Genomic DNA, 13676 nt, shown 5'->3' on the forward strand with positions numbered 1-13676 from the left:
GCAGTGTAGCAGAGGCGCCCGGCCGGGCGCGCTCCGCTGGCATCACCCCTACAGCTTGTAGTTCAGCGACAGCAGCACGCTGCGCGGCGCGCCGTAGCGTTCCAGCCCGCCCGACCACGCATAGCCGAGGCCCTGGTAGTAGCGGCGGTCCAGCACGTTGTCGACGCTGACGCGCAGCTGCACCTGCTCGCTCAGGCGGTAGCCGGCCGTCAAGCCGACGATGGCGTAGCCGCCCTGTTGCGTCAAATAGCCCGTGTCGCGGCGGTAGATCTTGTCCTGCGCGTACACGGAGCCGCCCAGATTCCACCGCGCCAGGCTGCCGCGCAGCTGTACATTCGTGTACAGCTTGAACAACTGCTTCGGCTCATCCGTGGCGATGCGCTGGCCGATGTTCGCCGCCACGCCGTCTTTCGTGTATTTGGCCAGCACATAGGTGTAGCCGCCCGCGATCTGCCAGCCCGGCAGTGGCGAGCCCGACAATTGCAGATCAACGCCTTCGCTCTGCACCTGCCCGGCCGGGCGGGCGCAATAGATGGCGCCGCCCGTGGGGCAATTGACTTCATCGGCCATCGCGCGGTTATTCTGCTTGATACGGAACAGGGCGCCGCCGGCATTGAGGCGGCCGCCGAAATACTCGCCCTTGACGCCCACTTCCAGGTTGGTGCCGCTCAACGGCGGCAAGGTATTGCCGCGCACGTCCAGCGAGCTTTGCGGCTCGAATATCTGCGTGCCGCTCGCATACACGGAGTGATGCTGGTCCAGGTCGTAGACGAGGCCCGCATACGGCGTAAACTTCGCGTTTTCCGTCAGGCCGCGCCTCCACGTGGGGTTGCTGGCATACCAGCCCGTCACATCCTGCGCATACCAGCCGAAGCGCCCGCCCAGCACCAGGCGCAGTGGATCGGCCAGGCTGAAGTTGCCGGCCGCATAAACTCCCTTCTCATCCGTCTTACGGCCCCAGTTGTACGGCTCGAACGGCGCGCCGTGCATGCGATAGGCATGGGGATTCCAGTGGCGGATGTCGATCACGTGCGTCCCGGCGCCCTCCCAGCTCTGACCCGCATCCGAATCGTCGTGGCGGTAGCTGGCGCCGATGAGAAGATCGTGCTGGCGGCCGAACCAGGTGACGGGGCCGCTCAGGCGCCAGTCAGCCACCACCTGTTCCGTGCTGTACTTCCAGCCCGTTTCCGACTGGCTGAAGCGATAGATCTCGCCATCGATGCGGCTATTGGTGGTGTTGCGCGTGCTGGAAGAAGCCTCGATGCGCGTGATGGCAAAGCGGCTGCGCCAGCCCTTCTCCAGCTTGGTTTCCAGGTTGGCGAAAACGACGTTGTTGTCGCGTTTCTGGAACGAGTCGGCATTATTCAGAAAGGTCGGGCGCGGCAAGTCCATGTGGCGTCCATCGGCAAACGTCGGCAAGCCGACAAACACGCCATCGGTGCGGCTGTGCTGGCGCGAGAAACCGATGCCGGCCGTGGTGGACGGCGTCAGGTCCGCTTCGACGATCGCATACACGGTGCCATTGGTGTTGTTGACCACGTCGACGAAACTGTCGCTGTCGCGCCAGCTGGCCGCCACCCTGCCGCGCACGCTGCCCGAGGCGTTCAAGGCATTGCTGGCGTCCACCGTCAATTGCCGGTCCTTCCAGCTACCCAGGTGAGCGGATGCGTTCAGCAGCGGCGTGGCTGTGGGGCGCTTGCGTATCATGTTGATGCTGCCCGACGGCGCGCCCGCCCCTTCCATCAAACCCGTGGCGCCGCGCACCACTTCCACCCGGTCGTACATCAGCATGTCGGCCGAGACGTTGCGTTCATTGAAACCCGTGACGTCCAGAGGCAAGCCATCGACGTTAACGTGGCTCAAGGCAAACCCGCGCGCAAAATACGTGGTTTCCTGGTCGGACACGCCCTGGGTCTTGCCATAGATGCCAGGCGTGGCGCGCGCGACGTCCTGCAAGGTGGTCAAATCGAAATCTTCCATCTGCTGGCGCGAAATCACGCTGACCGTTTGCGGCGTGTGGCGTTGCGACAGGTTCAAGCCCGTGGCCGTCGACATGGCGCGCGCCGTATATAAACCCGTGCCTTCCGTGGCGCCGTCCGCCTCGGCGCTGACGACCACGGCGGGCATGCTGGCCAGGCCGCCATCGGCCGCGCTGGCATTCATTTTGCGCAACAGATAATTGCCGCTGTTGCTGGCTATCACCTCCAGGCCGCTGCCTTGCAGCAACGTTTGCAGCCCGGCCGCGACGCCATAACGGCCCTGCAAGCCCGGCGTCATGAGGCCGTCGAGCGCCACGCCTTGCGTGGACAGGTTCACGCCGGCGGCGATGGCAAACGAGGCCAGCGCATCGCGCAGGTTGCCGGCGGGAATGCTGTAGTCGCGTGTGCTGGCGGCCTGGCTGGCCTCGGCCGCCAGCGCCATGTGCGGCAACGTGGCGCCGGCCCCGCCCACGGCGAGAAACAAGACCAGCGCGGCGCGCACGGCGCCGGTGGTGGGATGGAGCGTCATGCGTGCTGCTGTCAAAGTGCGGTGCTGCAAAGCCATGTAAACCCTTTCGATGGTTCGGATTGTTCGTTCTCTACCTTGTATGACGAAGCAATCCGAAAAAAGGGACAGGGAAAATGCACATGGCGGCGCTTGGCGGGGATAACAGTATCTTCGAGTCGTAGGTCGGCTTAGCCCACAGGGCGTAAGCCGACACACTCAAGCCGCCTCGACACTGATCCAGTAGCGCGTGCGGCGCGCCAGCCGGATCGGCAAGGCGCGCTGCAGCAAGAGCAGGATGTTCTCCGGATCGTGCAACTGGAAGATGCCGTCCACGGGCATGGCAGCGAGCACCGGATCGCAGCGCAGCACGCCATAGCGGTAGCGGGCCACCTGCGCAAGCACCTCGCCCAGCGGCATCTGCTCGGCGATCAGCACGCCCCGCAACCAGGCGTCCGCATGCGGCACCAGTGGCGTCAAGGCAGAAACGGCACGCTCATCGAAACTGCCCTGCTGGCCCGCATTGACCCTGCGCAAGGCATCGGGCGCTTGCGATGGCCGGATCTCGACGGCACCCTCGCTGACGCTCACCCGCGTGCGCGGTGCCAGCACGCTGCCGCCCTGGCGCACGCTGAAGTGCGTGCCCAGCGCGCGCACCACGCCATTGCTGCTGCGCACGAGGAACGGGCGCGCTGGCACGGCCCCGTCGTGTGCCGTGGCAACGTGGACTTCCCCGGCATGCAAGGCCACCAGCCGCGCCGCCCCGTCAAAGCGCACGTCGATGGCCGTGTCCGTATTGAGCACCAGTTGCGTACCATCGGGCAAGTTCATGTGACGGATTTCCCCCCGGGCCGTGCGGATGGCCGCGTGCCACGCCTGCCAGGGCGCCGATTCGCTGGCCAGCCACAGCGCCGGCCCGGCTACGATCAGCCCCGCCAGACCGTAGAGCACGGCACGCCTGTGCGGCGACTGCGGCGGCGTCTCCGCCGTCTGGCGCAGCGCGGGCGGCACGCTGGCCAGGGTGCCGCATACCAGCTCGGCCCGTTTCCACGCCGCCTCATGCGCGGGATCGCTGGCGCGCCAGGCCCGGAAGGCTTGCTGTTCGTCAACGTTCAACGGGCCCGCATGCAGGCGCACCAGCCATTGCGCCGCCGCGCGGGCGGCGCGCGGGTCGATGGCAGCCATGCTGGCGTTCACAGGATCAAGAGGATGCAGTGCTCGAAAGCCTGCACCATGTAACGCTTGATGCTGCGCTCGCTCACGGCCAGGCGCCGGGCGATTTCCCCATACGCGAGGCCATCGACATGCGCCAGCAGAAAGGCGTTGCGCACCAGCGGCGGCAAGCCGTCGAGCATGGCATCGATGCGCTGCAAGGCTTCCAGTACCAGCAAACGCTCTTCCGGCGACTGCATCAGCAATTCAGGCTGCTGCGCCAGGGTTTCCAGCCACGCCTGCTCCAGCGACAGGCGCCGGTAATGGTCGATCAGCAGACGCTGTGCCACGGTGGTCAGGTAGGCGCGCGGTTCGCGCAAGGTTTGCCGGCCCTCGGGCGGCGCCGTCAGCAGGCGCACGAAGGTATCCTGCGCCAGGTCGGCCGCATGGTCGGTGCACTGCAGCTTGGCGCGCAGCCAGCGCATCAGCCAGCCGTGATGATTGCCATAGATGGCTGCGATCGATTCGCCGGACTGCGCAATGTTCACTAGGGACTCCGATGCGCTCAAGGCAAGGCGCGGCCACGCTGACGGCCGGCCGCAAGGCAAGCGACTCAATTGATAATAATTCTCATTATCACAAATCATTGCCGCCTGCGTCAATGCCGGCGCCTGCCTATCTCTGGAAACCGTTGTTTCAGCGCGGCGCCTGGCGATTCACATACAGGCTCTTCATGATCATGCCGCCACGCATTTTCTTCGCGCCCGGCGCCAGCCCAGCGGGACAGGCACCGAGGAACACGCCCGCCAGTTCCGTGCGCTGCACCTCGGTCTTGCCGTTCAGTTCCACGGTCGTGTCGGCGATCAGGGTGTACGCCTTGGCCAGGTCGCCCTTGAAGGTGCCCGCCAGCCTGGCGCCCGGGCAGCTGGACTGGAAGGTATAGCTGTCGCCCTCGCGGCTTTGCGACGCCATCGTGCACTCCTGCTCGAAGTCGCTCCACAAGTCGTCATCGATCAGGCGGTCGCGCTGCTGGTCGACGCAGATTTCCCAGGAAAACGGCGAGGTGGCGGGCGTCACCTTCCACAGCCCCGTGGCGCGCTGCAGGCGCTGCGCAGGCTCGGCCGCTGTGGCGAACGTGGCGGCGCACAGGGGAAGAATAGTCATCAGGAACAAGGTCGCGCTGCGCTTCATGGGTATGCCCTCTGCTAAAAGGTGAAAATATAGCAAAGGGACAAGCGTAGCGGCCACACGTTTAGCGGCGCCTGAGTCAAGCCAGCTTGCGTTGATCCGGTTTTGCGGCCAGCACGAAGGGAATGGCAAGCGGCCCCAGCAAAGTTACCAGGATGGCCCGGACAGCCGTTGTTTTCAAGCTGCGGCATTTGGCAATGAAGAGACAGGCGAAAGCCGACAGCGACCAGATCAAGGCAGGCAGGTATTCAGTCATCATGCACTCCGTATGCGCCTTATGAGGCAAGGAACCATGCTGACACGAAAAAGCGCCCACCGCAATGGCAGATTGGGCATCTGCCATTGCGCCTGGCGGCCGGCGATACGGTCAATGCTGGCCGATCTTCATGATTTTCAGCGCGTTCGTGCCGCCGACCTTGCCCATAGGCTCGCCCCAGGTCAACACGACGGTATCGCCCTTGGCCACGACTTTATGTTCCAGTAGCAAGTCTTCCGCCTGCTGCAAGACCTTGTCGCGGTCGGTGCCGGACGTCAGTTCCAGGGTGCTGACGTTGCGGTACAGGGCGAGTTTACGGCGCGTGCCCACGCTCGGGGTCAGCGCGACGATGGGGATATCGATGTTGCAACGGCTCATCCACAGGGCCGTGGAACCCGATTCCGTCAGGGTGGCGATGGCTTTCACGCGCAGGTGGTGGGCCGTAAACAGCGCGCCATAGGCGATCGACTGGTCGATGCGCGAGAACGTGGCATTGAGGAAATCGGCATCGAGCTTGCAGGTATCCCATTTTTCCGCGTCCAGGCAGATGGCGGCCATCGCTTCGACCGTTTCGATCGGGTAGCGGCCCGAGGCCGTTTCCGCCGAGGTCATGACGGCGTCCGTACCGTCGAGCACGGCATTGGCGACGTCGGACACTTCCGCGCGCGTCGGCACGGCGTTGACGATCATCGACTCCATCATCTGCGTGGCCGTGATGGCCAATTTATTCGACGCGCGCGCCATCTTGATCATGCGCTTTTGCAGGGCCGGCACGGCCGCGTTGCCCACTTCGACGGCCAGGTCGCCGCGCGCCACCATGATGCCGTCGGAAGCATCGAGAATTTCCTGCAGGGCGGGAATGGCTTCCGCCCGTTCGATCTTGGCGATCATCATCGGCTTGTGGTCCCACGCTTCGCCTGCGATATTGGCCAACTGGCGCGCCATGACCATGTCGGTGGCGTTTTTCGGGAACGATACGGCCACGTAATCGGCCTGGAAGCTCATCGCCGTTTTCACGTCTTCCATGTCTTTCGCCGTCAGCGCCGGCGCGGACAAGCCGCCGCCCTGGCGGTTGATACCCTTGTTGTTCGACAATTCGCCGCCGATCTTGACGGTCGTGTGGATTTCGCTGCCGACGACTTTATCGACCGTCAGGACGATGAGGCCGTCGTTCAGCAGCAGCACGTCGGCCGTGCGCAAGTCGCGCGGCAATTCCTTGTAGTCGAGGCCGCAGCGCTCGATATTGCCCAGCTCGCCGTTTTCGCCCCATTTCGCGTCGAGGATGAAGGAAGCGCCGTTGACGAGGAAAATCTTGCCTTCTTCAAACTTGCCGACGCGGATTTTCGGACCTTGCAAGTCGGCCATGATGGCCACTTCGCGGCCGCACAGCGCTGCCGCTTCGCGCACCATGCGGGCACGGTCGATATGGTCTTGCGCCTTGCCATGCGAGAAGTTCAGGCGCACGACGTCGACGCCGGCCTTGAACATGCGGACCAGGGTATCGATATCGTTCGAAGCGGGGCCGATGGTGGAAACGATCTTGGTGGCGCGTTGCTGTACTTGCATGGTCATGGTGTGCTGCTTTCTATAAGGTGCGTGCTACTACAAGGGCCGGCCTTGTGGGCCGGCCGTCCTGGTGCGCTGATCAGCGCAGATACTGTGTGCTTACTTGGCCGCCATCAGGGCGACGGTCGTGTCGAGCATGCGGTTCGAGAAACCCCACTCATTGTCGTACCACGACGATACTTTCACGAGGCGGCCCGACACCTTGGTCAGGGTCGCATCGAAGTTCGACGAAGCCGGGTTGTGGTTGAAATCGATGGAAACGAGCGGTTCCGTCTGGTACGTCAAAATACCTTTCAGCGCGCCTTCCGACGCCGCTTTCAGCAAGGCGTTGACTTCCTCGACGCTGGTATCGCGCTTGGCGATGAACGACAGGTCGACCAAGGAGACGTTGATCGTCGGCACGCGGATGGCGAAACCATCGAGCTTGCCATTGAGTTCCGGCAAGACCAGGCCCACAGCGGCAGCCGCGCCCGTCTTGGTGGGGATCATCGAATGCGTGGCCGAGCGGGCGCGGCGCAGGTCTTCATGCATCACGTCGGACAATACCTGGTCGTTCGTGTAGGCGTGCACGGTGGTCATCAAGCCCGATTCGATGCCGATGGCGTCGTTGAGCGGTTTCACCAGCGGCGCCAGGCAATTCGTCGTGCACGAGGCATTCGAAATCACGGTGTCCGATGCCTTCAAGACATGCTGGTTGACGCCGAACACGATGGTGGCGTCCACGTCCTTGCCGCCCGGCGCGGAAATGATGACTTTCTTTGCCCCGCCCTTCAGGTGGGCCGAGGCTTTTTCCTTGGTGGTGAAGAAACCCGTGCATTCGAGCACGACGTCCACGCCCAGTTCGCCCCACGGAATCAGGGCCGGGTCGCGCTGCGCGAAGACGCGGATGCGGTCGCCGTTGACGAGCATGTTCTCGCCATCGATGGTGACGACGCCGGGAAACTTGCCGTGCACCGTGTCGTAGCGCGTCAAATGCGCATTCGACTTGGCGTCGCCCAGGTCGTTGATGGCGACGATCTCGATATCCTGCCGCTTGCCGCCTTCATAGAATGCGCGCAACACATTGCGGCCGATGCGGCCATAGCCGTTGATGGCAACTTTGATGGTCATGCTGTCTCCTCGAATTTGTTTAAATGATTCACCTGACACTTACAGCGCCGAACAAAACCGTAGCGAGCGGAAGGGAGTTGTGGCTGAGAAGCGGAACTGTGCTATAGCACAGTGAGCATCGCAGGCCGCAAATCACGACGCGCAGTAGGTTTGGTTCGGTGCCATCTAACCGCTATTGCGCAACCCCGCCGCGATCCCGTTGATCGACAAATGGATGCCCGTGCGCGCCGCCGCATCCTGCTTACCCTCGCGGAAGCGTTTCAACAGCTCCACCTGCACATGGTTGAGCGGATCGATGTAGGGGAAACGATTGCGTATCGAGCGCTGCATCAGCGGGTTGGCCTGCTGCAACTCTTCCTGGCCCGTGATCAGCTTCAGGGCATCCAAAGTGGCCGCATATTCGGCGCGGATGCGGGTAAAGATGGCGTCGCGCAAGGCCTTGTCCTTGACCAATTCCGCATACTTGCCGGCGATGGCGATGTCGCTCTTGGCCAGCACCATATCCATGTTCGACAGCAGGGACGTGAAGAAGGGCCAGTCCGTGTACATGCCGCGCAGCACGTCCGCGCCATCGGCCGGATGGGCGGCCAGGTAGGCTTGCACGGCGGAACCGAAACCGAACCAGCCCGGCAGCATCAAGCGGCATTGCGCCCAGCTCAAGACCCAGGGAATCGCGCGCAAATCCTCGATCGAGGTCGATTTCTTGCGCGAGGCGGGACGGCTGCCGATATTCAGGGCGGCGATTTCCGCGATCACCGTCGATTCCCAGAAATACTGTTCGAAGCCCTCGGTGCCATACACGAGGTCACGGTAGGCGTTCAGGGCCGTGCCGGACAGCTCTTCCATCGCGGCCAGGTGGCCCGCGCCGGCCGACGCTTTCGGTTGCAGCTGCGCCTGCGGCAGCAGGGTCGACTGGATGGTGGCGGCCACCAGCACTTCCAGGTTGCGGCGCCCCACTTCCGGGTTCGCATATTTGGCCGTGATGACCTCGCCCTGCTCCGTCAGCCGGATCTGGCCCTGCACGGCGCCGGCCGGCTGGGCCAGGATGGCTTCGTAGCTGGGTCCGCCGCCACGGCCCACGGAACCGCCACGGCCGTGGAACAAACGCAGCTTGACTTGATACTCCTTGAAGACCGTCACCAGCTCGATCTCGGCCTTGTAGAGTTCCCAGCCCGAGGTCAAAAAGCCGCCGTCCTTGTTGCTGTCGGAATAACCGAGCATGACTTCCTGCTGGTCCGCGCGCGAAGCGAGCAAGCCCCGGTAGAACGGCAAGCCGAAGGCGCGCGCCATGATGGCGGGGCCGGCACGCAAGTCGTCGATGGTTTCGAACAGGGGAATGATATTGACGTCGACTTCGCGGCTGTCCTGGCGCAGCAAGCCCACTTCTTTCAGCAGCAAGGCCACTTCCAGCAAGTCGGACACGCTGGCCGCCTTCGAGATGATGCAGTTCGGTACCGATTCACGGCCGTACTTGACGTGGGCTTCGCGCACGGCACGGAAGATGTCGAGTTCGGACGTGGTTACGTCCGAGTACTGCGCATACGGCGACGTCAGCAGGCGTGGCGATTCCAGCTCGGCCAGCAGCAAGCTGATGCGCTGCTCTTCATCGAGGTTCAGGTAGACCAGGCCCGGCTGGGCGCCGGCGAACAGTTCGCCCACGACGCGCTCGTGCACGTCGGAATTCTGGCGCAGATCGAGCGGCGCCAGCGAAAAGCCGAACACCTTGACGGCCCGGCGCAGCTGGCGCAGGCGGCCACGCGCCAGCGCGCGCAAGCCATTGCTGATGAGCGAATGCTGGACCACGTCCAGGTCGGCCAGCAATTCGGCGGCGGAAGAGTAAGCCTGCACGCCGTCGGCCGGCTTGCCCTTGCCCGACAACGTGCAGCGCGTGGCATCGAGGCGCGCATGGATGCCATGCAGGGCGCGGCGGTACGGCTCGTCAACGCGGTGTGGCGAGGCATCGGCCGAGCGCTCGGCCAGCGCGCGCAGCGGCTCGCTGCAGGCGTTCAGGATTTGCGCCAGCGACAGTTGCGAAGCGAGCTTGCGCAATTCGCCGAGGTAAAAATCGAGCACCTTGTCGGCCTGCGTCTGCAGGGTGCTGCGCAGGATGTCGGCCGTGACAAACGGGTTGCCGTCGCGGTCGCCGCCTATCCAGCTGCCGACCTTCATAAAATTGGGCAATTCCGCATCTTCCCAGCGGGCATCGCGCTGGGCCAGCATCGTTTCCAGCGAAGAATACAATTTCGGTAGTTCGCGCAAGATCGTGTGGTCGTAGAACGACAGGCCATTGGCCACTTCGTCCATGACGGACAGTTTGCTCGTGCGCAACAGGCGCGTTTGCCACAGGGTGACGATGCCGCGGCCCAGCGCTTCCTCGTTCTGTTCCGCCTCTTCCGGCGTCATTTGCACGCGGTCGCGCTCGCTCAACAGGCGTGCGATGGCCATCTGGCAATTCTGGATGCTCTTGCGCTGCACTTCCGTCGGATGCGCCGTGAAGACGGGGCTGACGAAAGCATCTTCAAAAAACGTTTCCAGCGCATCGGCATGGCCCGCCTCAAACACATTGCCGACGGCATGGCTGAGGCTACCCTGGCGCGGCGGCGAACCGGCGATCAAATGGGCACGCGTGCGGCGGATATGGTGTTGGTCTTCCGCAATATTGGCCAGCAGCGAGAAATAACTGAAGGCGCGCGTCAATTGCGTGGTTTCTTCCTGCGACAGCGCCTGCAGCGCGGCCGACAGCTGCGCGCGCGCCGCTTCATCATTGTCGCGACGGAAACGGATGGCGAGCTGGCGCACATGTTCGATGCGCTCGAAGGCGGGATCGCCCAGGTGGTTGCGGATGGCGTCGCCCAGCAGACGGCCCAGCTGGCGGATATCGCTGCTCAGCAGCTCGTCTTTCACTTCATTCATTTGCATGGTATGTATTTCCTGGAGCGGCCACGGCGGCACCGCACAGATTGCGTAGTACGCGCTCCCCGGCCGGGAAACGCCCATCATCCGATTTTTGTAGTAAATTTACCTTATCGCTTCACCACCCTCTTGATTTTCATCAATAAAATCCATGCTCAAAGGCCCATCAGGGGCTTGCGAGCTATTTAGCTGGGCAACAATATGAAAATTTACTACGCATTTAAGCGAAAGGCAATCAACTTTTGTCTTTCGAGGATGAAAAGTGACGGCGCCACACACATCGCGGTGGCGGCGAATACGCGCTCTCCTGTATGCTGGAGGCTGAACAAGGATGTAATCCACATCTTTATGAACGAAGCCCATGCGACTGACTGCCTATACCGACTACACCCTGCGCACCCTGATGTACCTTGGCGTGCACCGCGACCGCCTCGTGACCATCCAGGATATCGCCGACCTGCACGCGATCTCGAAGAATCACCTGATGAAGGTGGTGCACCAGCTGGGCCTGTCCGGCATCGTGGAAACCGTGCGCGGACGTAACGGCGGCCTGCGCCTGGCCCGCGACCCGGCCGAGATCAATATCGGCACGGTCGTGCGCGAGACGGAAAGCGATTTCTTCATGGCGGAATGTTTTAACAAGGAAAATAATACCTGCCCGCTGACGCCCGATTGCCTGCTGAAGGCCAAGCTGGGCCAGGCCACGGCCGCCTTCCTGGCCGTGCTCGACACGGTGACCCTGGCATCGATACTCGAAGCGACGCCGGGCGCGCCGGCGCCGGCGGCCGGCGTGATTCCCCTGCACGTGGCCAGGTAAGCGCCTTCCACTGTGCGCTAAAACGACAATGCCCGGCGAACCGGGCATTGTTTCCTGCGGTAAGTACCTACAACATCAATGCGCGCTGGCGCCTGCCGCGCCGATGCCCGTTTCCGAACGCATTTGCTGCGCTTCGTAGCCGGCGCGGTCGATGCGCGCGCGCGGGCTCTTGTCGAGCACCGAGAACAGCCAGATGCCGACAAAACCTGCCGTCATCGAGAACAGCGCCGGCGAGGCGTACGGGAACAGCGCTTCGCCATGACCGAGCACGTCGACCCACACGGACTTCGACACCACCGTCAGCGCGACGGCCGTGATCAAGCCCAGGAAGCCGCCGATGGTGGCGCCCCGCGTGGTGCAATCCTTCCACAGCACCGACATGAACAGCACGGGGAAGTTGGCCGAGGCGGCAATGGCAAAAGCCAGCGAGACCATGAAGGCGATGTTCTGCTTTTCAAAGGCAATGCCCAGCACCACGGCGATAATGCCCAGCACGATGGTCGTCACGCGCGACACCTTCAATTCGTTGGCGCCCGTGGCCTTGCCCTTCTTGATGACGGTGGCATACAGGTCGTGCGAGACGGCCGAGGCGCCCGACAGGGTCAGGCCCGCCACGACGGCCAGGATGGTGGCGAAGGCGACCGCCGACATGAAGCCGAGGAAGACGTTGCCGCCCACGGCCTTGGCCAGGTGCACGGCCGCCATGTTGTTACCGCCCAGCAGCTTGCCGGCGGCATCCTTGAACTCGGGATTGGTGCTGACCAGCACGATGGCGCCAAAGCCGATGATGAAGGTCAAAATGTAGAAATAGGCGATCCAGGTGGTGGCCCAGAACACGGACTTGCGCGCTTCCTTGGCGCTCGGCACCGTGAAGAAACGCATCAGGATGTGCGGCAGGCCGGCCGTGCCGAACATCAGCGCCATGCCGAAGGAGATGGCCGAGACCGGGTCCTTGATGAAGGAACCGGGACCCATGATGGCTTCCTTGGTGGCATGCACGTCGACCGACTTGGCGAACAGCGCTTCCGGGCTGAAGTTGAACTGCGCCAGCACGGCCACGGCCATGAAGGTGGCGCCGCCCAGCAGCATCACGGCCTTGATGATCTGCACCCAGGTGGTGGCCGTCATGCCGCCGAACAGCACGTAAATCATCATCAGGGTACCGACCAGCACGACGGCGATCCAGTATTCGAGGCCGAACAGCAGCTTGATCAGCTGGCCCGCGCCCACCATCTGCGCGATCAGGTAGAAGGCCACCACGACGAGGGTGCCGGAGGCCGAGAAAATGCGGATCGGCGCCTGCTTGAAGCGGTAGGCGGCCACGTCGGCAAAAGTAAAACGGCCCAGGTTGCGCAGGCGTTCGGCCATCAAAAAGGTGATGACGGGCCAGCCGACGAGAAAGCCGATGGCGTAGATCAGGCCATCATAGCCATTCAAAAAGACGGCGGCGGAAATGCCGAGGAACGAGGCGGCCGACATATAGTCGCCCGCGATCGCCAGGCCATTCTGGAAGCCCGTGATGCCGCCGCCGGCCGTGTAGAAATCGGAGGCCGACTTGGTCTTCTTGGCGGCCCACTTGGTGACGAACAGGGTAAAGACGACGAAGACGGCGAACATGATGATGGCCGTCCAGTTGGTCGGCTGCTTGACGGCCTGGCCCAGGTCGGCGCCGGCCGCGAACACGGCATTGCTGGCACCCAGCAAGGCCAGCGCGCTCAGGCCGGAGCCAAGGCAAAACATGCCGCGCCGCGCATGCTTGGCGGCGCTCATGCCTGCACCCGTGCCTGGATGGCGCTGGTCAGGTCGTCGAATTGCTTGTTGGCGCGGCGCACGTAGATGCCCGTGATCACCACGGTAAACACGATGACGAACAGGCCGATCGGCATGCCCCAGGTCATCACGCCCGCGCCCGTTTTAGCGGCCAGAAATTCCTTGTCGAACGCGATCAGCAAGATGTAGCCGTAATACACCAGCATCATCAGGCCCGTCAGGGCCCAGCCGAAGCGGGAGCGTACCTTGACCAGCTGATGGTAGCTGGGGTCGCGCTTGATTTGTTGCACCAGATCGTCATGCATGTGTTGCCTCCGTTATGTAAAAACCTGCTCTTTTCTTGTCGAGCTTGCATTCACAATACGGCGCGAGGCTTACCCGCCCCTTACGGCGGCGGTTTTTTCTCGCTGGGGCAACACC

11 protein-coding genes are annotated in these 13676 nt (G+C 63.1%); 1 reads left to right on the forward strand and 10 read right to left on the reverse strand.

All coding sequences use genetic code 11. The features are described 5' to 3' along the window. Window positions 1-48: 48 nt before the first annotated feature. The 8 genes from CBW66_RS22450 to ppc all read right to left on the reverse strand — a co-directional run bounded on the left by CBW66_RS22450 (window position 49) and on the right by ppc (window position 10675). The gene (locus tag CBW66_RS22450; protein WP_230492123.1) at window positions 49-2508 is read right to left on the reverse strand and encodes a TonB-dependent receptor; all 2460 of its coding nucleotides are present in this window, start codon (window positions 2506-2508) and stop codon (window positions 49-51) included. 195 nt (window positions 2509-2703) lie between these two features. Further along, window positions 2704-3669, reverse strand: a complete 966-nt coding sequence (locus CBW66_RS22455) for a FecR domain-containing protein (protein WP_139841706.1) — start codon at window positions 3667-3669, stop codon at window positions 2704-2706. 8 nt (window positions 3670-3677) lie between these two features. Beyond that, window positions 3678-4184 (reverse strand): sigma-70 family RNA polymerase sigma factor, encoded by a 507-nt coding sequence (locus tag CBW66_RS22460; RefSeq protein ID WP_276206270.1) that lies wholly within the window; start codon window positions 4182-4184, stop codon window positions 3678-3680. Between the two features lie 148 nt (window positions 4185-4332). Beyond that, a complete protein-coding gene (locus CBW66_RS22465; RefSeq protein ID WP_086139233.1) occupies window positions 4333-4827 on the reverse strand; it encodes a DUF3617 family protein in 495 nt (164 codons plus the stop codon). Window positions 4828-4903: 76 nt separating this feature from the next. Further along, a complete protein-coding gene (locus CBW66_RS22470) occupies window positions 4904-5083 on the reverse strand; it encodes a hypothetical protein (protein ID WP_086139234.1) in 180 nt (59 codons plus the stop codon). A gap of 108 nt (window positions 5084-5191) precedes the next feature. Continuing rightward, complete coding sequence (gene pyk, locus CBW66_RS22475) at window positions 5192-6652, reverse strand: pyruvate kinase (RefSeq protein ID WP_086139235.1); 1461 nt, start codon at window positions 6650-6652, stop codon at window positions 5192-5194. Window positions 6653-6745: 93 nt separating this feature from the next. Further along, the gene (gap, locus tag CBW66_RS22480) at window positions 6746-7756 is read right to left on the reverse strand and encodes a type I glyceraldehyde-3-phosphate dehydrogenase (protein WP_086139236.1); all 1011 of its coding nucleotides are present in this window, start codon (window positions 7754-7756) and stop codon (window positions 6746-6748) included. A gap of 165 nt (window positions 7757-7921) precedes the next feature. Continuing rightward, complete coding sequence (gene ppc / locus CBW66_RS22485; RefSeq protein WP_205701165.1) at window positions 7922-10675, reverse strand: phosphoenolpyruvate carboxylase; 2754 nt, start codon at window positions 10673-10675, stop codon at window positions 7922-7924. A 355-nt stretch (window positions 10676-11030) separates the two neighbouring features. Between ppc and CBW66_RS22490 the strand changes: the two genes are divergently transcribed. After that, window positions 11031-11486 (forward strand): Rrf2 family transcriptional regulator, encoded by a 456-nt coding sequence (locus CBW66_RS22490; RefSeq protein WP_086139237.1) that lies wholly within the window; start codon window positions 11031-11033, stop codon window positions 11484-11486. 75 nt (window positions 11487-11561) lie between these two features. On the opposite strand, the gene CBW66_RS22495 is transcribed toward CBW66_RS22490, so the two are convergent. Further along, window positions 11562-13256: a cation acetate symporter gene (locus CBW66_RS22495; protein ID WP_230492122.1), complete on the reverse strand. Its 1695-nt coding sequence runs from the start codon at window positions 13254-13256 to the stop codon at window positions 11562-11564. Then, the gene (locus CBW66_RS22500) at window positions 13253-13561 is read right to left on the reverse strand and encodes a DUF485 domain-containing protein (RefSeq protein ID WP_086139238.1); all 309 of its coding nucleotides are present in this window, start codon (window positions 13559-13561) and stop codon (window positions 13253-13255) included. Before CBW66_RS22500 ends, CBW66_RS22495 begins: the two co-directional genes overlap by 4 nt. Window positions 13562-13676: the final 115 nt, after the last annotated feature.

The organism is Janthinobacterium sp. GW456P, from assembly GCF_002127655.1.
Taxonomy (GTDB): domain Bacteria; phylum Pseudomonadota; class Gammaproteobacteria; order Burkholderiales; family Burkholderiaceae_D; genus Janthinobacterium.